At 67.7% G+C, this 17,399-nt stretch carries 21 protein-coding genes; 4 read left to right on the top strand and 17 right to left on the bottom strand.

Annotation, left to right across the window (positions count from 1 at the left end; translation table 11 throughout):
• Window positions 1-79 precede the first annotated feature (79 nt).
• Window positions 80-958: an SGNH/GDSL hydrolase family protein gene (locus tag NOCYR_RS23090; RefSeq protein ID WP_048833632.1), complete on the bottom strand. Its 879-nt coding sequence runs from the start codon at window positions 956-958 to the stop codon at window positions 80-82.
• Window positions 959-1,117: 159 nt separating this feature from the next.
• On the bottom strand, window positions 1,118-1,582 hold the full coding sequence (locus NOCYR_RS23085) for a hypothetical protein (protein WP_014352831.1): 465 nt from the start codon (window positions 1,580-1,582) through the stop codon (window positions 1,118-1,120).
• A 122-nt stretch (window positions 1,583-1,704) separates the two neighbouring features.
• Here NOCYR_RS23085 and NOCYR_RS23080 point away from each other — a divergent pair, with 122 nt between their 5' ends.
• A complete protein-coding gene (locus tag NOCYR_RS23080; protein WP_014352830.1) occupies window positions 1,705-3,096 on the top strand; it encodes a cystathionine beta-synthase in 1,392 nt (463 codons plus the stop codon).
• Between the two features lie 72 nt (window positions 3,097-3,168).
• On the opposite strand, the gene NOCYR_RS23075 is transcribed toward NOCYR_RS23080, so the two are convergent.
• The 5 genes from NOCYR_RS23075 to NOCYR_RS23055 all read right to left on the bottom strand — a co-directional run bounded on the left by NOCYR_RS23075 (window position 3,169) and on the right by NOCYR_RS23055 (window position 6,839).
• Window positions 3,169-3,501, bottom strand: coding sequence for a hypothetical protein (locus NOCYR_RS23075; protein ID WP_148280735.1), 333 nt, complete (start codon window positions 3,499-3,501; stop codon window positions 3,169-3,171).
• Window positions 3,502-4,009: 508 nt separating this feature from the next.
• On the bottom strand, window positions 4,010-4,657 hold the full coding sequence (gene lppU, locus NOCYR_RS23070; protein WP_148280734.1) for an LppU family putative lipoprotein: 648 nt from the start codon (window positions 4,655-4,657) through the stop codon (window positions 4,010-4,012).
• Window positions 4,658-4,710: 53 nt separating this feature from the next.
• Window positions 4,711-5,331, bottom strand: a complete 621-nt coding sequence (locus tag NOCYR_RS23065; RefSeq protein WP_014352827.1) for a hypothetical protein — start codon at window positions 5,329-5,331, stop codon at window positions 4,711-4,713.
• 423 nt (window positions 5,332-5,754) lie between these two features.
• Window positions 5,755-5,964, bottom strand: coding sequence for a DUF397 domain-containing protein (locus tag NOCYR_RS23060; RefSeq protein WP_014352826.1), 210 nt, complete (start codon window positions 5,962-5,964; stop codon window positions 5,755-5,757).
• The gene (locus tag NOCYR_RS23055; protein ID WP_014352825.1) at window positions 5,961-6,839 is read right to left on the bottom strand and encodes a helix-turn-helix domain-containing protein; all 879 of its coding nucleotides are present in this window, start codon (window positions 6,837-6,839) and stop codon (window positions 5,961-5,963) included. Before NOCYR_RS23055 ends, NOCYR_RS23060 begins: the two co-directional genes overlap by 4 nt.
• A gap of 294 nt (window positions 6,840-7,133) precedes the next feature.
• On the opposite strand from NOCYR_RS23055, the gene NOCYR_RS23050 reads away from it, so the two are divergent.
• Complete coding sequence (locus tag NOCYR_RS23050; protein WP_014352824.1) at window positions 7,134-7,640, top strand: hypothetical protein; 507 nt, start codon at window positions 7,134-7,136, stop codon at window positions 7,638-7,640.
• Window positions 7,637-7,846: a hypothetical protein gene (locus NOCYR_RS23045; RefSeq protein ID WP_014352823.1), complete on the top strand. Its 210-nt coding sequence runs from the start codon at window positions 7,637-7,639 to the stop codon at window positions 7,844-7,846. The genes NOCYR_RS23050 and NOCYR_RS23045 overlap by 4 nt, the downstream gene beginning before the upstream one ends.
• Window positions 7,847-7,960: 114 nt before the next feature.
• On the opposite strand, the gene NOCYR_RS23040 is transcribed toward NOCYR_RS23045, so the two are convergent.
• From NOCYR_RS23040 to NOCYR_RS23005, 8 genes are all read right to left on the bottom strand, one after another.
• The gene (locus tag NOCYR_RS23040; RefSeq protein ID WP_148280733.1) at window positions 7,961-8,572 is read right to left on the bottom strand and encodes a hypothetical protein; all 612 of its coding nucleotides are present in this window, start codon (window positions 8,570-8,572) and stop codon (window positions 7,961-7,963) included.
• A gap of 164 nt (window positions 8,573-8,736) precedes the next feature.
• The gene (locus NOCYR_RS23035; protein WP_014352821.1) at window positions 8,737-9,420 is read right to left on the bottom strand and encodes a DUF4386 family protein; all 684 of its coding nucleotides are present in this window, start codon (window positions 9,418-9,420) and stop codon (window positions 8,737-8,739) included.
• Window positions 9,421-9,461: 41 nt separating this feature from the next.
• A complete protein-coding gene (locus NOCYR_RS23030) occupies window positions 9,462-10,232 on the bottom strand; it encodes an ESX secretion-associated protein EspG (RefSeq protein ID WP_014352820.1) in 771 nt (256 codons plus the stop codon).
• On the bottom strand, window positions 10,229-11,542 hold the full coding sequence (locus NOCYR_RS23025) for a hypothetical protein (protein ID WP_014352819.1): 1,314 nt from the start codon (window positions 11,540-11,542) through the stop codon (window positions 10,229-10,231). The genes NOCYR_RS23030 and NOCYR_RS23025 overlap by 4 nt, the downstream gene beginning before the upstream one ends.
• 7 nt (window positions 11,543-11,549) lie before the next feature.
• Complete coding sequence (locus NOCYR_RS23020) at window positions 11,550-12,029, bottom strand: hypothetical protein (RefSeq protein ID WP_014352818.1); 480 nt, start codon at window positions 12,027-12,029, stop codon at window positions 11,550-11,552.
• Between the two features lie 47 nt (window positions 12,030-12,076).
• A complete protein-coding gene (locus tag NOCYR_RS23015) occupies window positions 12,077-12,673 on the bottom strand; it encodes a DUF3558 domain-containing protein (RefSeq protein ID WP_148280732.1) in 597 nt (198 codons plus the stop codon).
• A 172-nt stretch (window positions 12,674-12,845) separates the two neighbouring features.
• Window positions 12,846-13,367, bottom strand: a complete 522-nt coding sequence (locus tag NOCYR_RS23010) for a DUF4254 domain-containing protein (RefSeq protein ID WP_014352816.1) — start codon at window positions 13,365-13,367, stop codon at window positions 12,846-12,848.
• A 210-nt stretch (window positions 13,368-13,577) separates the two neighbouring features.
• Window positions 13,578-14,753: an acyl-CoA dehydrogenase family protein gene (locus tag NOCYR_RS23005; protein WP_014352815.1), complete on the bottom strand. Its 1,176-nt coding sequence runs from the start codon at window positions 14,751-14,753 to the stop codon at window positions 13,578-13,580.
• A 92-nt stretch (window positions 14,754-14,845) separates the two neighbouring features.
• Between NOCYR_RS23005 and NOCYR_RS23000 the strand changes: the two genes are divergently transcribed.
• Complete coding sequence (locus NOCYR_RS23000; protein WP_014352814.1) at window positions 14,846-15,988, top strand: cystathionine gamma-synthase; 1,143 nt, start codon at window positions 14,846-14,848, stop codon at window positions 15,986-15,988.
• 94 nt (window positions 15,989-16,082) lie between these two features.
• Here NOCYR_RS23000 and greA read toward each other — a convergent pair whose 3' ends face one another.
• Entirely contained in the window at window positions 16,083-16,577 is a 495-nt protein-coding gene (greA, locus tag NOCYR_RS22995) for a transcription elongation factor GreA (RefSeq protein WP_014352813.1), read from the bottom strand.
• 291 nt (window positions 16,578-16,868) lie between these two features.
• Complete coding sequence (locus NOCYR_RS22990) at window positions 16,869-17,345, bottom strand: DUF4307 domain-containing protein (protein ID WP_014352812.1); 477 nt, start codon at window positions 17,343-17,345, stop codon at window positions 16,869-16,871.
• Window positions 17,346-17,399 lie beyond the last annotated feature (54 nt).

The raw sequence follows: 17,399 nt of genomic DNA, 5'->3' as shown, positions 1-17,399 counted from the left end.
GACTCCTTATGTCTCGGAGTGCGCACGGTGGTCGCCGACCTGGTCCGTGCGGTACTCGCGGGTACGGATCACTTCGAATCTACGTCGCGCCCGTCGAGGGGGAAACACCCGGTACGGCCAGATCCCGCTCACTGAGAGCACTGAGCAGAACCGGCAGTAAATGCTCGGCCGCGAGGGCGTATCCGGCGGCCGAGGGATGGAAGCCGTCGGCGGAGAACATCTGCTCCGGGGCGGCGTGGAAGTCCTTGCTGAGCAGATCGCCCATCGACACCGGATGGCCGCCCGCAGTCAGCGTGACGGCGGTCTGGGCGCGGGCCAGCCGCAGACTCCAGGTGTGCACGACGCTGCGCAGCGGCTGCGGGATGGCGGCGACGGTGCCCAGATCCGGGCAGGTGCCGACCACCACCACGCTGCCCGCCTCGCTCAGCCGCGCCACCGCGCGCTTGAGCCGCCCGGCCGAGCGGCCCACCGAATGCTTCTTGGTGATGTCGTTGCCGCCGATCAGGATGACCGCGGCGTCCGGCGGCGGCCCGGCCACGAACATGGCGTCGACCTGGCCGGACAGGCCCTTGGAGGTGGCGCCGGAGATGGCTTTGGTGCTGAGCCGGATGCTGCGGCCGGTGGCTTCGGCCAGGCCGCGGGCCAGCCGCACACCGGGGACTTCGGTGGCGTCGGTGCAGCCGACGCCGGCCGCGGTGGAATCGCCGAAGATCATCAGGTGCAGGTCGGCGTGCCGGTCGAGGCGCCATGGTTCGGGGCGCACCGCACCCGGCAGGTAGATGCCGTCGGCTTCCGGCGGCTTGGAGGTGTCGCGGCCGATCACCCCGCGCGCCACACCCGCCTGCGCCATCAGATACCGGTACGCCGCCCATGATGCGGTGCCCGCGCCCGACCCGGCGAGCACGGTCGCGGCGCCGGTCACCGCCGCGGTCCGCCATCGGATTCGAGGATCGCCCACGGCCTCAAATTTTACGTGCTCTCGTTGTGTGCGCAGCCCACATCGGCGCCGGTAGGCAGGCCGCGAGCCGATCCCGCAGATCGTGGTCCGCCTAGCCGGTGCAGCTTGCCGGTGCGTTCGCCGTTGCGAGGCGCCGCGAGCCGGGGCGCCGTCGGACCCTCAGCCCGGGACGTGGAACGATCCGCGCGCCGGGATGCTCGCGTGGTTGGTGCTGACGGTGACCTCGATGTTGCCGGGCCCGGTGTCCTGGAACAGCGAGTACTGGATGCTGCCGTAGATGCCGGTGACCACGTTGTTCTCGTAGCTGCCAGTGGCGCCGGTGGTGGTGTTGCGCCAGGCCACGGTGGTGCGCACCTCGCACAGCGGGGCTAGCGGGTACTGGCCGGGACCGATGCCGCCGACCGGTGCCGCGCGCACATTGACCACCGCGCGGCCGGGCCAATCCGGGCTGGTGTCGGCCCAGGTGTGGATGCTGGTCCAGCACAGCCCGCCATAGGCCATGGTGGGGACGTCCGGGAAGGCGACGGTGGTCGTCGCGGCAGCGGGCGCACCGGAGGCGACGACCAGCGCGACCGTCGATCCGGCCAGCACCGCGGCGACCCGGGCAGTGTTCGGCAGCCTCATAGCCGCAGATATTAGGCGGCGGAGGCACTTTCCGCAGGAGAGCGCGCCGCGGCCCGCCGGCGCGGATGTGGTGTGCGCTACCGGCCCGCACCTACCGGCAACGGTTCTGCAACGATGGAGTCATGCGCATCGCGGATCATGTCGTGGACCTCATCGGTGACACCCCGCTGGTCCGGCTGAACTCGGTCGTCGGGCCGAACGCCGGTGTGGTGGCCGCCAAGATCGAATACCTGAACCCGGGCGGCAGCTCCAAGGACCGGATCGCGGTGAAGATGATCGAGGCCGCCGAAGCATCCGGGCAGCTACGCCCGGGCGGCACGATCGTCGAGCCGACCTCGGGTAACACCGGTGTGGGCCTGGCGCTGGTCGCGCAGCAGCGCGGGTACAAATGCGTGTTCGTCTGCCCCGACAAGGTGAGCGAGGACAAGCGCAACGTGCTGCGCGCCTACGGCGCCGAGGTGGTGGTCTGCCCGACCGCCGTCCCGCCGGACCACCCGGACAGCTACTACAGCGTCTCCGACCGTCTCGTCCGTGAGATCGACGGCGCCTGGAAGCCGGACCAGTACTCCAACCCCGGCGGCCCCGACAGCCACTACGAGACCACCGGCCCGGAGATCTGGCGCGACACCGACGGCAAGGTCACCCACTTCGTCGCCGGCGTCGGCACCGGCGGCACCATCACCGGCACCGGCCGCTACCTCAAGGAGGTTTCCGGCGGGAAGGTGCAGATCATCGGCGCCGACCCGGAGGGCTCGGTGTATTCCGGCGGCACCGGCCGGCCGTATCTGGTCGAGGGCGTCGGCGAGGACTTCTGGCCCTCGGCCTACGACCCGAGCGTGCCCGACGAGATCATCGCCGTCTCCGACGCCGACTCCTTCGACATGACCCGCCGCCTGGCCCGCGAGGAGGGCCTGCTGGTCGGCGGCTCGTGCGGCATGGCCGTGGTCGCCGCCATCGAGGTGGCGCGCCGCGATCCCGACGCGCTGGTGGTGGTGCTGCTGCCCGACGGCGGCCGCGGCTACCTGTCGAAGATCTTCAACGACGAGTGGATGAGCTCCTACGGCTTCCTGCGCACCCGCCTCGACGGCACCACCGCCGAACCGCTGGTCGGCGACGTGCTGCGCGGCAAGTCCGGCGCCCTGCCCGACCTGGTGCACACCCACCCCTCGGAGACCCTGCGCGACGCCATCGAGATCCTGCGTGAATACGGCGTCTCCCAGATGCCCGTGGTGGGCGCCGAGCCGCCCGTCATGGCAGGCGAGGTGGCCGGCAGCGTCTCCGAACGCGACCTGCTCTCGGCCGTCTTCGAGGGCCGCGCCCACCTCACCGACTCGGTGGCCCAGCACATGTCGCCGTCGTTCCCGCTGATCGGCTCCGGCGAGCCGATCTCCGCCGCGACCAAGGCGCTGTCGGATTCGGACGCGTTGATGGTGGTGGAGGACGGTAAGCCCGTCGGCGTGATCACCCGCCACGATCTGCTCGGGTTCCTGAGCACGGGTGCTATCGGGAAGTAAGTCTGGAAGTCGTTGGGCCGCTTGCGGATAGCCCGCAAGCGGCCCATTTCTCTGAATGTGGAGCGGAGAGCCTCAGCCGCGTTCCACACAGTCGAGGCCGGTGACCTTGACGCGGTCTTCGCTGTTCGCCTCTGCTTCGACCGTGCCGTTGGCACACTCCACGACCCGGTCGCGGACCTGAATCGCGAGGGCTTCCACGTCACCTTCGGTCGGTGTGTCGGTCGCCGGAACGCATTGGCGGCCGACCACATTCCAGGTCGCGGCGCTCTTCGGCCCCGCGTCCAGGCCTTCGCATTCGTACACAGCTTCCGGTTGGTCCTCCTGAGCGAGGGCGGGAGCTGCTGCCCAGCCGATGACGGCGAAGACCCCTACCGCCAAGCCGGCGAGCACACGAGAACAACGCATAGCGAATCCTCTCGGTCGGGCACTGAGCCCTCGACCGGGCAGCCGAGGGCCGGTCATCTCGAGCCCTTGCACCATAGAAGAGCGCGATCGACCGGCCCGTCAGGCGCCGGTTGGCTCGGTGTTTTCGCCGGTTGGTGATTTCGACCGACGCGTCGACCTCGTGCCGAGCAGTGGCCGACCGGCCGGCGGGGCGACGAGGCCGTCGAGTGGTGCGCTGCCGACTCGGTGCGCCTCACCAGCTTCGCCCCGGCCAGCGTGCGTGGCAGATTCCGGTGCCCGGGTGTGGCCGATTCCGGTGCTCGGCCGTGGCAGATTCCGGTGCCCGGGTGCGGCCGATTCCGGTGCTCGGCCGTGGCAGATTCCGGTGCCCGGGTGTGGCCGATTCCGGTGCTCGGCCGTGGCAGATTCCGGTGCTCGGCCGCAGCCGATACCGGTGCACAGCTGCGGCCGACTCCCGGTGGACGAAGCGGTCCCAGACAGCGGTGTCGCGGGCCCACCGGCATCCTCCCTATAGATCCGCGAAGCAGATGACGAACTTGCGTTCGGAGTAGACGAAACCGCGGTCGGCGTTGGGGCAGGTGTCGACTTCGGTGGTGTTCTGCTTCACCGCAACCACTTTCACGCCGTCGGGGGCGGTGCAGGGGATGCGGGTGGGGGACGGCTTCAGGGTCATGCAGGAGCCGATCGTCCAGTCGATGTCGAGGCAGAGGGTGGTTTTGTCGACCGAGTGGGAGTGGTCGGCGTCGGACGGGCAGCTGCCGCCTTCACCGGCCTTGTCGACCACCTTGTAGGTGGAATCGGGGCTGCCGCAGGCGATTTTGCCGACCTTCTTCGGGTCCGGGTCGAGGATCACGCAGTCGCCAACGTCCACCTGCAGCGCCACCGCTTCCTTCGCGGTCTTGTTCGCCGCGATGGGCGTGGCGGAGGTGGTGGTGGTCTTCGACGTGGTGGTGACCGGCGGCGCCAGGCCCGGCTGGGTGGCCGGAGCGGGTTTCGCAGACGTGGACGCCACGGTGGTGGTCGAGGTGGCGGTGGCGCCCTGTTTGGCCTCGGCGACGGTGGATTCGAACGACGAGGCCAGCACCGAGACGCCGACGATCAGGATGCCAGCGGTGACGAACGCGCCGATCGCGACGATCAGCGCGGTATTCGTCATCCTGCGCCGGTTACGGCCGGGCGTGGGATTGTCGTGGCCGGACATGGGCTCGGTCACGGCTGGCCGTTGAGGACGGCCATGATGGCGTCGACGAACGGCTGCCCGCCCATGATCGCGCCACCCGCGAGCGCGCCGACCACCGCGCCGATCGGGCCGGTGAGCAGCGTGAAGAAGCCCATGCCGATGACGGCGCCGATCAGGCCGCCGATCACCGCGCCAGCGACCACGCCGACCACGTTCTTCTCCAGTTCGGCGACCAGCCGCGACATCGAGCTGATCGGGCGCATCTCGCCGATCTCCTTGGCCGACGGCTTGGTGGTGAGGGTGAGTTCGCGGCCGTTGTCGGCGATTTCGTGCGCCACCGACACGCGCGCGCCCGAGATCTCGTAGGCCAGCGGGATCTCGGCGACCACGGCACCGTCCTCGGACTTCAGCACCGCGCGATCGGCCTTGTCGGCCTCGCCCTCGACGACCTCGAACGTGCCGTCCTCCACCTTGGTGGTGATGGTGCGGCCGGTCGGGTCGGAGGTGGTGGTGTAGTCGATCCCCTGCTCGACGCCCTGGGTCCGCAGTTCCTCGGTGACCGTCGGTGGTTTCGAATGCGCGGTGCCCGCGGAGATGCCGAGGGCGGCGACGGCGACGACGGTGGTGGCGGCGAAGGTGCCGAACTTCATTCCTGGAATCCCTTACTCACGCGAAACGCCCGGCGTATTGCCGGACGGCGCGGAGTTTACGGCCGACCCAACCGTCCGTCCCAAGAATGGAAAGGGCTATCTACCAGCGGATTTTGTGAAAATCCATCATTCAAATTCATTTTTAGCCGATGGTGCGGACCCGCTATCACTCGCTACCTGCGCCTATCTGATCATGATGCTGATCAGGTCGACCGCCCATGCGTAATGGAGATCACAGTAACGCGGCCGAGTGGCAGCGCTCATCGTCACTCGTCATGACGCACCACAGATCGGCCGCCGCCCACTCATGCCTAATCCGTATCGACGAGGGGGACATGAGGCAGGCCATTACGGCGTGTCGCCTGCCTCATGTCCCCCTCGTGGGCTAGTAAGCCGCGCGCTCGGGTGGGTTCTGGCGGGTGGCTATGCGTGGTGGGGGAAGTGGTGTTGCTGGATCGTGGTGGTGAAACTGTCCCAGGCAGTGGGGGTGAAGATGAGGGCCGGGCCGGTGGGATTCTTGGAGTCGCGGACGCCGACGAGGTCGTGGTTCAGGTGGGCGACCTCGACGCATTCGGATGCTCCGGCGCTACGACTGCTCTTGAACCAGTTGGCCTCGGATAGATCCATATTCATCTCCGGTACTCCTTTGCCAGCTGCCTGAGCAGGCTCCTACTGGACACCGCGTCCAAGGCAGCGCCCCTGATCGCAGCTGTTGCCGCGCGGTACATCCTCAGGTCGGACTCTCCTTCAAGGTACAGGTCACCGGTGTAGTTTTCGATGTAGACAACCGTCGGATCCGCTGCTCCACTGTTGAATTCGAGAATGATGTAGGGCCCGACGGCGTATCCCATCGGATATCCGGCAACGAAGGGCAGCACGCGGATATCGACGTTCGGGCGTGTGCTGACATCAGCAAGGAACGCCAGCTGCTCGGTCATCACTGACCTGTTGCCGACCACGGTGCGCAGGACGGACTCGTGTATTACCGCGTTGACTGTCACGGGCTTGACCTTTCGAGTGAAGAGCTTCTTCCTCTTCATTCGCAGCGCGATGCGCAGGTCTTGGTCTTCCGCGCTGTCGGGCTGGAAGTGCATGCGGTCGAGGACGCGCGCGTACTCGGCCGTTTGCAGCAAGCCGGGAACGATATCGGGTCGATAGATTTCCAAGTGGCGGGCTCGACTCTCCATGCCCACAAAAACATTGAAGCCGTGCGGGACAGGCTCGTTGTATGAGTGCCACCAGAACTTGCCCGAAGCCTGCTGGGCGAGGCTGAGCATTGCGGCCTTCTGGTCTTCCTCGAACTCGAGAAATTCGCACAACGCTGCGATGTCCCGAGTCGTCAACTTCCCCGGCTGCCCCCGTTCCAACCGGCTGAGCTTGCTCGGACTCCACTCCATCAGCGACGCGACCTGGTCGAGGGTGAGGTGGGCGTCGCTGCGGGCGCGGCGGAAGTAGTTCCCCAACTGGCGCAGTGGGAGTGACGGGCCGGTGCCGTCCTCAGTGTTCATGACGTGTCCCCTTGGCTGTCTGTCGGTCCGGCAGCGATGCGCTGTCGGAATTCTCCGGACGGCGCTGTCATCGCGACAGCAAACCGCTATCAAGCTGCCCCTGGTCCTGGTGATTCCCCGCGATTCGCGGACATCGCTCGATCGGCTGGATTCGGCCGGATCGGCGGTGCTCAACTGTGTTCGCGCTCGGTGGGAGTTGCTCCGGAAACGCCCCTCCCTCAATTCCCGATCCGGTGTCCGTCATCACACCGGGCCGAGCGCACCCAAGTCTACCTGCGACGCAAAGGTGCTGCGATGGAGAATGTTCCGTTCGGCGACACACCGCGAACCCGCTGTCAGTTCTATCGGCGTGTCTGCGATCTGCCCGCGTGGATCGACCCGCCGGAGATCGGCCGCATCGTCATGCGCGCCGATCATGTGTGGGGATTGATGATGCCCTCGGCGCTCGGCCTGGCCGTCCATGGCGATCTGCGCCGCGCCCGGGACCACGATGCCGGTTCCGGTGTGGGCCCGATCATCTCCCACATGCGCTCGGGCCGCTGGACCTTCCTGATCCGTCCCGACCTGCCCGACGACACCGCCCTGTTCGCCGAAATGTTCCGTCTCGACGTCTCGGTCGTCCGCACCGGCGCCACCATCGCCCTGCCCTCCCCAACCGATCAGGGCGAACGCTTTCGCCGCTGGATCCACCCACCCCGCAGCCCCTTCCGCCCCTCCGGCCTCACCGTGATCGACTCGATCCGCACCTGCGCCGGCCGCAACGGCTGGCTGCGCACCCCGACCTCCGGATATCCCCGATGAGCACCAGCCCGCGCCCGAACGAACCCGACGTGCACCTGAGCGTCTTCCTGCACGGCCTGCGCTTCGACTTCGCCATCTGCCCCAGCGCCGCAACACGATTCATCACCGAATGGCGCACCCGCCACCACCCCGGCGCCGCCGCCATCCTCCCCACCGACCCACGCGGTCTGCCCCGGCTGCCGACCGAACGCCTCTACCTGCTGTGACGCTCCGTCGTTTCGGCGACCGCGTGGTGGTGGTCGGTCGAGCTGCCATCGGCTCCACCTGGTGGGGAGGCGATCATCGCGGTGAGCGGGCCGGTATCGCGGCGACGATGCCCGCTACGACGGCTGCTGGCAGTCCAGCCACTTACCGTCTTCCTTGACGTAGGCGTTGGGCTCGGTTTTGGTTTCCGACTGCGCGCCCTTGTTCTGCCACGTGGAGGTGATGTCGGCGGTCGCGGTGTCGCCGGTGACCTTGATGTTGTCGACCTTGTCGACGGTGACCGTGGTGGTTTCGCGCAGGATGGCCAGGTCCGCGGCCTTGTAGGCCGGTTCGTCGTAGCGGATCAGCGCGTCGACCAGGGTGTTGATGGTTTCATCGGAGGCGCCCGGGTATTCGCCCTTCAGCGCGGCGGCCATCTGGTCGGCCGGCTTGGCAGCGAACTCCTCGGGCGTCCCCGCGGAGCTGAGCGGCGGGAACATGGTGTTCGGCAGGTTCCGGACGTCCTCGCGGTACTTGGTGCAGGTGAATTCCGCCATCCGGTCGAAATCGAAGGTCGCCATCGCGGGTCCCTGCGCCGCGATGAGGTCGCGGATCTGCTGCGCGTCACCGCCCTCGGCGGAGGCGGAGGCCGACGCGGACGGCGAAGCCGCGGTTGTGGATTCCTCCGAGCCGCAGCCCACCGCCGCTACCGCGACAAAAGCAAGACCGACCGCAAGAGTGCGCTTCATCAACGTTCTTTCTGTGCATCGATGACGGCAGCCGGAGAAAATCTCCGAAAAGAGACCGTTCGGTCGCCGTCTGAGGGGACAGCGAACAGTACCGCGGATCGAGCATCCGAGCCGGGTCGGCGACGCCCCCAAAAATGGTGGCGGGCGACCGGCGAGAGCGAGGCTCAGATGCTGCTGTGTCCCCGCCGGGAGTAGCGGATCAAGCACAGCCCGTACCCGCACAGCCAGACTGCCCACAGCAGCCAGCCGGTGAGGCCGAGTAGGGCGAGGCTGTCGCGTCCGGTGACGATCAGCGGTGTCAATGTGGCCGTGGCGAACTGGAGCGCGGCCGCGACCGAGCCGAGTGCGAACAGCCACCGAGGAAGCAACCCGGCGACGAAGCCGGCGGCGCCCAGGCCCACCATCGCCAGGGCGAGAAAAGTGCCGTTGAAACCGAACAACGTCTCGTGCAACGCCCAGAGCGCGCGCACGCTCTGCGCGTCGTCGACCGTCGACATGGCCAGACGCAGTGCGACGACCGCGGTGAATGTGGCGTTTTGCAGTAGCACTCCGGCGAAACCGGTGTATGCCCATCCGGCCGGTCCGCCGGCGCGCAGCACCGCGGCCAGGGCCCCGGCCGCGAACAGGGTCGCCAGCGCCCAGACTGCGGGCAGGAACATCGAGACGGCGCCGGTGGGCTCGTTCGGGGACAGGAAGAAGTCGATCGCCTCGTCCGGGGGAGAGCCGGGCGACGGCATTCCAGCGGGTACGAGGACGAGGTTGCCGGACACGATGAGGAGTGCGAAGCCGATCCCCGCCGCTCCGGCGATCCGGAGGGAGGTCGGGGTATCGAGTAATTTACTCTGCATATATTGAATATAAGAGGCGTTAAGTGAAATGGGAAGGCTGATTACCAGGCCGCTTCCTCGGCTTCTTCGCGGATGCGCCTGCGGGCCCGTTCGATCCAGTGGGCGAACTGTTCGGTGAAGGTGGCGCCAGTGGCCGGACGGACGGCGAGCTGGTCGCGGACGCGGTGTTCCTGGTAGCGGCCGTCGCCGGTGATGTCGAACCACTGGGTGGCGTACCACGGATCGGGGCGGCTGTGGATCGGGCCGGTGAACAGGCAGGCATGGCCGCCGCCGTCGGCCGGGCGCAGAGCCAGGCGCTGGTATTCCTCGCGCGGGGTGCGGTGGGCGAAGCTCGCATGGTTCGGCGTGCGGGCCGGGTCGAGATCGGCCAGATGGAAGGTGGCGGCGGGCTGGGTGCCCGGCGCGCAGGAGGGGAGCGCCGCGGTCAGCCGGGCGGGTAGGTATTCGGGGCGGAACAGGCGGCAGGTGATCGGGCCGTCGACGCCGTCGATCGCGGTCTGCGACAGCACGACCGCCTGATACGCGGTGCTCGCGCCGACCACTCGATACTCGCCCTCCTTGCCGCGCTTGGTTCGGGTTGTGCCGCCGAGGATTTCGATACGCAGATCGGATTCGGCGAGGGTGTGGAAGGCGAGCTGGATACGCTCGAGCTCGTCGCGGTCGTAGCCGGCGCGGACCTTCTCGCGGTGCGCCGCCGCCTCGCCGAGGAACGCGAAGCGGCTGACGTAGCGCAGTGGGCGCGGGAAGCGGTCGTTGGCATCGCTGTACCACAGGGCCGCGAAATCATCGGGGTCCCAGCGCCATTCGGTCAACGCCGGTCCTCCCCATCCTGCTCCCGCATCGGCGCGGCCGAGGGTACATCGCCGCCGATCACCCCGCCCGCGACCGTCTTTGGCACCTCGCCCAACAGTTCATCGGTGTTCTCGGCGGTGATCAGATAGTCCGGCGTCTTGTGCTCGTTCTCCTCGGCATTTCCGCCACGGCTCGCACCCGCACCCATGCCGCCCATCGGCATACCCATCATGCCGCGACCGGTCGCGGCACCCTTGGCAGCCGCATTCGCGCCGGCACCGGTCTGAGCTGCGATACCACCCGGCCCGCCCGCGATGCTGCGCCCGGCACCCGGCTTCTCGCTGCCCGAACCCGGACCACCGGAACCGGAACCGCCACCGGACCCCGCGCCGCCCCCGCGTCCCAGGCCGGCCGCGCCTGCCGATCCGCCGGTCCGGCCGCCCGGCACGCCGGTCGGGGAGTAGCCGGCGGTGTTCACGCCCGCAGGTGTGGTGGAAGTGAGCGACGGGTCCGTCAGGCGAGAGGTAGTGCTCGTCGGTGTGCTCGACGGGCTGGTGGTGTTCGCCGCCGTGGTGGTCGGATCCTGCTGCTCCTCGGTGGTTTCGCCGCCGGTTTCGCCCGTGCCGGTGGTCTCCTCGGTCTCCCCCTCGGCGCCACCCTGATCGCCACCGGAGCCGCCCTGATCGCCGCCGCCGGAGCCGTCACCACCGCCGTTGTCACCGCCGGTATCGCCGCCCCCGCCTTCCCAGTCGCGACCCTTGGTCGGCGGTGTGACTGGCGGGACCAGCGGTTGGGTTGGGTCGTCCGGCTTCGGCAGGACGGGAATCTCGCTGTCGGCCTTGACGAACGGCTTCACGTAGTGCGTTCCCATCACCGCGCGCGCGGTGGCCTCGGCGTCATCGCGCATCGTCCGGGCAATCGAGTTGGCGGCAGGCATCGAGGCCGGGGCCCACATCTTGCCCTTGTCGACCACCTCCGGCAGCTCCCGCTTGGTCGAATTGATCGAATCGACGGCGCCGTACACGCGACTGCCCAGCGCCTGCAAGACCGGCGAAAGATCCTGGGCCCGGGTCGTGTAGTTGGACAGCGCCGAACGCGCTGCCTCCGCCGCCGGACCCTCCCACGCGGCCGAGCTGGAACGCTGAATCCGCGCCGCGAACACGCGCACCCCATCGGTCCACTTGTTCTCGATCTCGGTGAATTTGTTCGCCGCTGAGAAGGCTTCGGTGGTGTTCAACGGTGTGAACGCGGCATTGATCTGAGCGTGCGCGAGATGGTCGGGATTCTCGCCATCCTTGATACGCGGCAGCTCGTTCTGGATCTCGGACATCGCGGGCCTACTTCGCTACTACGCCGGGCTGGGTTCGCGTCGGGGCAATCGGGCCCGGGGGAGGTAGTTCGGCCGTGAGCTGGTTGTAGCGGGCGGCGAACGCCTCGTCGGTGTCGATGTAGCGCTGGGCGATGGCTTTGTGGAGTTGCTGGATCTCGTCGACGACTTTGTAGTGCTCTTCGAGGATCGCGTGGACGCTGTTTTCGGAGCCCTTGGCCTTCTCGCGGAATCGGCTGACGAGGATGCTGGCCGATGAGAGCGGGTCCTTGTCCTCGCCGAGGCCCCACTTCTCTTGATCCGATATCTCGGTCGCCGTGCGTTGAAGAATTCGGATGAGGTCTTTGAACGACTGGCAGTCACGATCGATGTAGACGAACTCTTCGGCATCGACTCGGACGTCCTGACTGACACGGACAGATAGACGCCCCTCGTTGGCTTCAGTGATCAGACCGGCCAACGTGATCGGCGGCGTGTCGTTATCGCTCATGTCGAATCAGCTCCCCCAGATTGTCGTCAATTGTTTGCGGATCGTGTTCAGGCGTCGGGCGGGATCAGCGGGACAACCTTCTCGGCGAGAGTTCGCGCCAGCTGGCATGTATCCAGGTGGCCGGTTTTCCTGTTCGATGAAGGGTTGTCCAGTAGGAATTCGAGGCTCCCGCCCTTCATCGCTACATGCAGCGTGCACACGGACCGAGGGTCCTTCTCGTCGTCTGTGTTCGATGCGATCGCTTCGCGTCCGTCGATGGTGTACTCATCGCGGACAACACGGCCCTTGTTCTCACGGACCATGTCGACAGTGATGTTTGTGACGCGGATCGACGGCGCATAGCCATCGCTTTGGACCCATCCGCAGCCGCGCCACTCGATGCCATTCGCGCCTTCTGAGTCCGAATTGGATCGGCTGTGGAGTCCCTCCGAGTCCAGCACGTCCTGAGGTATATCCGCACAAGGATCGAACCCGGTAGGCACGTTCTCCGGAATCGACCCCTCAGTAGTACTAGTACTCCCCGCGGAACTGGTCGCCTCCACCGTCCCCACCGGCTGGGCTTCCCCGTCCGTCGACCCCCCACACCCCGCAACCAGCACCACGGCCCCGATAGCGAGCAGGTACCGCCCTCGCACCAGTTTCATCACCGGTTCCTCCCGATCCTGGTCACGCATATACGGGACCGGATTCGGATTTCCGCCCCCTCGGCTGGCTGTGACCTTATCGAAACCGGAATTGGCCGGGCAAGGGTCCGAACCGCGTTGCCGGGAAACACGCGCGGCGACGCGCCGTCGGCCGGGAGCAGCCGCCGGTGGGTCAGCCTTTCGGCCGCGGCTTGGTGGTCGGGGCGCTGGTGATCAGGTCGGTCCAGGTGTCGGCCAGCAGCGCAAGGCGGTACCAGGCGGCGTGCACGCGGTCGTCGGAGACGCGTTCGGCGGTGTGCAGCAGGTGGCTGGCGTGCACGTGGGCGGCGGCCATGCGGTCGACGGTGGCGCCGAGGGAGGCGGCGCGCAGTTGCCGGGTGGCGTAGCGGCCGGGGATGCGGGTGCGCACCCAGTTGTCGATGCGTGCGACGAGTTCGTGGCGGCGGCAATCGATCCCGGCCGTAGTGAGCGGGTTGCGTTGCCGGGCGCGGTGCAGATCGGCCAGTTCCTGCGCCCAGTCCAGCAGCGGATGTTCCTCGCAGCGGCCGGCGAAGGCCGCGACCAGGTCGCGCTGATCGGGTAGCGGGCGGGCGTCGACCGGATCGGCGAGCGTGCCGCGTTCGCGCGCCCGGAAACTCTGGCGGTAATCGGTGACCGTGGCGTGGACGGCAGGACCGGACGTCAGCGAGTTCATTGCGCACCTCCGCATTTCGGTGTCAGCGCACCCGCCGATTCCCCTGCGTCGAACCCGTCTTCGGGTGCACTTATAGCGTGCGCAATCGTCGGGGCCGATGGGTGACATCCAGGTGGCCCTCGAATGACGAGCGGTAACAATGTTCGCAGCGCATGCCCGGGCGCCGTGTGAGGTGATACGCCGGCACCGAGTGAACCGGCGAATTACCGCCTACCGGAACGCTTTGGCTCCGGTCAGCGCATTTCCCAGCACCAGCTGATGCACCTCGGCCGTGCCTTCATAGGTAAGCACCGATTCGAGATTGTTGGCATGCCGCAGCACCGGATAGTCGAGGGTGATTCCGTTGGCGCCCAGAATCGTCCGGCATTCGCGGGCGATCGCGATGGCCTCGCGGGTGCTGTTGAGCTTGCCCGCGCTGATCTGCTCCGGTGCGATCTCGCCGCGATCCTTCAATCGGCCCAGATGCAGCGCCAGCAGCTGGCCTTTGCCGAATTCCAGCGCCATATCGGCAATCTTGGCCTGGGTGAGTTGATACGCGGCCAGCGGCTTGTCGAAAACCTCGCGGGTGCGGGCGTATTCGATGGTGGCGGTGAGGCAGTCGCGGGCCGCGCCGAGCGCGCCGAAGATGATGCCGAACCGGGCCTCGCTCAAACACGCCAGCGGCGCGGACAGTCCACGGGCTTCGGGCAGCAGTGCGTCGGCGGGCAGCCGCACCTCGTCGAAATCGAGTTCGGCGGTCACCGAGGCGCGCAGCGAGAGCTTGCGGTGCATTTCCCGGGCGGTGAATCCGGGCGTACCCGCTGGGACCAGGAACCCGTGCACGACTTGCTTGCCGTCGACGTCGACCTGCGCCCAGACCACCGCCACATCGGCCACCGAGCCGTTGGTGATCCACATCTTCGAGCCGGTGAGCACCCAGTCGTCGCCATCACGGCGGGCGCGGGTGCGCATGCCGCCGGGATTGGAGCCGAAGTCGGGTTCGGTCAGCCCGAAGCAGCCCAGCGCGCGGCCGGCCGCCATCTCCGGCAGCCACTGCTGCTTCTGCTCCTCGGAACCGAACTTGTGGATCGCCGTCATCGCCAGCGAACCCTGCACCGACACCATCGACCGCACGCCCGAATCGACGGCCTCGAGCTCCTGGCAGGCCAGCCCGTAGGCGGTGGCCGACATGCCCGCGCAGCCGTAACCCTCCAGATGCATCCCGAGCAGACCGACCTTGCCCAGCTCCGGCGCGATCTCGCGGGCCGGGAACGTGCCCGCCTCGAACCAGTCGGCGATATGCGGGCGCAGCCGCTCGGCCGCGAACGCAGCGACGGTATCGCGGACCTCGCGTTCGGTGTCGGTCAGCAGCGCATCGATCGCGAACAGTTCTTCGACGGTCACCATGGGGACAGACTAAACGGGCCGTATCCGACCCGAGAGGGGTAAGGGGAGAACCGCTCGTCGGCCGCGAAAGCGCTGCCTTTAGGCTGAGGCACATGAGTGAGCTGGGATTCTCCACCAGGGCCGTGCACGCCGGTTTCGATCCCGATCCCCAGACCGGCGCGGTGAACGTGCCCATCTACGCAAGCTCCACCTTCGCCCAGGACGGCGTCGGCGGCCTGCGGGACGGCTACGAATACGGCCGCACCGGCAACCCGACCCGCACCGCGCTGGAAGCCAACCTGGCCGCGCTGGAATCGGGCCGCTACGGCCGGGCCTTCGCCTCCGGTATGGCCGCCACCGACTGCGCCCTGCGCGCCACCCTGCGCCCCGGCGACCACATCGTCATCCCCGACGACGCCTACGGCGGCACCTTCCGGCTCATCGACAAGGTGTTCAGCCAGTGGGGCATCGAGCACTCGCCGGCGCACGTGTTCAACGTCGACGAGATGCGCGCCGCGATCCGCCCGAACACCAAGCTGGTGTGGATCGAGACCCCCACCAACCCGCTGCTCAGCATCGGTGACATCCCCGCGCTCGCCGACGTGGCGCACGCCGCAGGCGCCAAGCTGGTGGTCGACAACACCTTCGCCACCCCGTACCTGCAACAGCCGCTGCTGCTGGGCGCCGACATCGTGGTGCATTCGACCACCAAGTACCTGGGCGGCCACTCCGACGTCATCGGTGGCGCGCTGATCACCAACGACGCCGAACTCGACGCCGCGTTCGCGTTCCTGCAGAACGGCGCGGGCGCGGTCCCCGGCCCGTTCGACGCCTTCCTCACCATGCGCGGCACCAAGACCCTGGCGCTGCGGATGGACCGGCACTGCGACAACGCCGAGACCCTGGCCGAGTTCCTGACCCGGCACCCGAAGATCTCCCAGGTCATCTACCCCGGCCTGAACGAGCACCCCGGACACGCCGTCGCCGACAAGCAGATGCGCCGCTTCGGCGGCATGATCTCGGTGCGCCTGAACGACGGCCCCGACGCCGCCCGCGACGTCTGCTCCCGCACCAAGATCTTCACCCTGGCCGAATCGCTGGGCGGGGTGGAATCGCTGATCGAGCATCCGGCGGCCATGACCCACGCGTCCACCGCGGGGTCGATGCTGGAGGTGCCCGCCGATCTGGTGCGACTGTCGGTCGGCATCGAGGACGTCAGCGATCTGCTCGCCGACCTCGAGCAGGCGCTGAGCTGAGATCCGCCACATGACGAAACGGCCGCACCCGAAGCATCGGATGCGGCCGTTGGCGTCTGCGGGCCCGGCCGGGCGATGCCGGCCGTGCGCCGGATCAGCTGTGGTAGGGCTCCGCGCTGATCAACGTCACCTTCATGGTGTTGCCGTTGGGCAGGGTGTATTCGCGGGTCTCGCCGACCTTGGCGTCGATGAGCGCACCACCCAGCGGGGAGTTGGGGGAGTAGGTCTCCAGCTTGGAGTCGCTGAGGCCCTCTTCGCGGGTGGCGATGAGGAAGGTCTCGGTATCGGACTCGTCGCCGTCGTAGTAGACCTTGACCACCGAGCCGGGCAGCGCGACGCCGGACTTGGTGGGCGCGACGCCCACCTTGGCGTTGTTCAGCAGTTCCTGGAGCTGGCGAATGCGAGCTTCCTGCTGGCCCTGCTCCTCGCGCGCGGCGTGGTATCCGCCGTTCTCCTTGAGGTCGCCCTCTTCCCGGCGTTCGTTGATCTCGGCGGCGATGACCGGACGGTTGGCAATGAGCGCGTCGAGTTCGCTCTTGAGCCTGTCGTGCGACTCCGGGGTCAGCCAGGTCACGTTCGTCTCAGTCATCTCGATCACTCCCTAGTAGTTGTTCCCGGCGAGCCAGGATTCCCTGATACTGCGAGTACCCACCCGCACGCGGGCATGCACAAGCCGACGGCTAGAGCGATCCTGGGACGTTCTTCGAACCCCGACAGACCTGGTCCCGGATAATCTCGCCGATCCGGAACTGCGCTGGCCGCCAATGCAGCAAACACGGCTCCGAGCCCCGGAACCGTGCGTGCAGCCATTTTAGCATGGTTCATAAATGCGCAGGTCGGAGTTTATTTTCTGAACAGTTCCCGCCGTAGAGGCGGTATTTCAGCCCGCGCGCAGGTACGCGGGGACCTTGTCGGTGCAGCCGTAGACGCTGCCAGAGGAGGGCCGTTCGGAGGACCGGACCCGGGTGGTGAGCTCGATGGTGCCGTAGTCCTCGGTGGCGTCGGGCGCGGCGCCCTCGATCAGCACCTCACGGCGGCCGACCTCGGAGTTGTCCCTGGCCATGGCGCGGACGAAGCAGACCACCGGCCGGGTCGGATCGTCACGGGTGACCTTGATCCGGATCTCGATGGTCGAATCGTCGATGACGGTGTAGCCGAGCTGCTCGGCCTGGATGTCGTCGGGGCCGTACTTCGACCAGCCCAGATAGGCCACCACGACGCCGGCCACCAGCACCACCAGACCGAGGCCGAGCGCGATCAGCTTGCGCCTGGTGCGCCGGCCGGACGGGCGGGCGCCGTAGCGGTCGGCATTGCGGGCCGCGACGTCGGCGGCGCGGCTGGGGTCCGGCGCGGTCATGGGGTGTCCTTTGTCGCATGACTCCCGGTACGCGCGCGGACGGCGGCGGGCTTC

It is taken from the genome of Nocardia cyriacigeorgica GUH-2 (genome assembly GCF_000284035.1).
Taxonomy (GTDB): Bacteria; Actinomycetota; Actinomycetes; order Mycobacteriales; family Mycobacteriaceae; genus Nocardia; species Nocardia cyriacigeorgica_B.
This window is presented reverse-complemented; position numbering and strand designations above follow the sequence as displayed.

Coding starts and splice junctions, on each gene's coding strand:
- lppU (WP_148280734.1), bottom strand. CDS start 4,657: ATGACGAATACCGCGCTGATCGTCGCGATCGGCGCGTTCGTCACCGCT.
- NOCYR_RS23085 (WP_014352831.1), bottom strand. CDS start 1,582: ATGAGGCTGCCGAACACTGCCCGGGTCGCCGCGGTGCTGGCCGGATCG.
- NOCYR_RS23015 (WP_148280732.1), bottom strand. CDS start 12,673: ATGAAACTGGTGCGAGGGCGGTACCTGCTCGCTATCGGGGCCGTGGTG.
- NOCYR_RS23080 (WP_014352830.1), top strand. CDS start 1,705: ATGCGCATCGCGGATCATGTCGTGGACCTCATCGGTGACACCCCGCTG.
- greA (WP_014352813.1), bottom strand. CDS start 16,577: ATGACTGAGACGAACGTGACCTGGCTGACCCCGGAGTCGCACGACAGG.
- NOCYR_RS23020 (WP_014352818.1), bottom strand. CDS start 12,029: ATGAGCGATAACGACACGCCGCCGATCACGTTGGCCGGTCTGATCACT.
- NOCYR_RS23045 (WP_014352823.1), top strand. CDS start 7,637: ATGAGCACCAGCCCGCGCCCGAACGAACCCGACGTGCACCTGAGCGTC.
- NOCYR_RS22990 (WP_014352812.1), bottom strand. CDS start 17,345: ATGACCGCGCCGGACCCCAGCCGCGCCGCCGACGTCGCGGCCCGCAAT.
- NOCYR_RS23035 (WP_014352821.1), bottom strand. CDS start 9,420: ATGCAGAGTAAATTACTCGATACCCCGACCTCCCTCCGGATCGCCGGA.
- NOCYR_RS23065 (WP_014352827.1), bottom strand. CDS start 5,331: ATGAAGTTCGGCACCTTCGCCGCCACCACCGTCGTCGCCGTCGCCGCC.
- NOCYR_RS23075 (WP_148280735.1), bottom strand. CDS start 3,501: ATGCGTTGTTCTCGTGTGCTCGCCGGCTTGGCGGTAGGGGTCTTCGCC.
- NOCYR_RS23055 (WP_014352825.1), bottom strand. CDS start 6,839: ATGAACACTGAGGACGGCACCGGCCCGTCACTCCCACTGCGCCAGTTG.
- NOCYR_RS23005 (WP_014352815.1), bottom strand. CDS start 14,753: ATGGTGACCGTCGAAGAACTGTTCGCGATCGATGCGCTGCTGACCGAC.
- NOCYR_RS23040 (WP_148280733.1), bottom strand. CDS start 8,572: ATGAAGCGCACTCTTGCGGTCGGTCTTGCTTTTGTCGCGGTAGCGGCG.
- NOCYR_RS23010 (WP_014352816.1), bottom strand. CDS start 13,367: ATGAACTCGCTGACGTCCGGTCCTGCCGTCCACGCCACGGTCACCGAT.
- NOCYR_RS23025 (WP_014352819.1), bottom strand. CDS start 11,542: ATGTCCGAGATCCAGAACGAGCTGCCGCGTATCAAGGATGGCGAGAAT.
- NOCYR_RS23050 (WP_014352824.1), top strand. CDS start 7,134: ATGGAGAATGTTCCGTTCGGCGACACACCGCGAACCCGCTGTCAGTTC.
- NOCYR_RS23060 (WP_014352826.1), bottom strand. CDS start 5,964: ATGAATATGGATCTATCCGAGGCCAACTGGTTCAAGAGCAGTCGTAGC.
- NOCYR_RS23000 (WP_014352814.1), top strand. CDS start 14,846: ATGAGTGAGCTGGGATTCTCCACCAGGGCCGTGCACGCCGGTTTCGAT.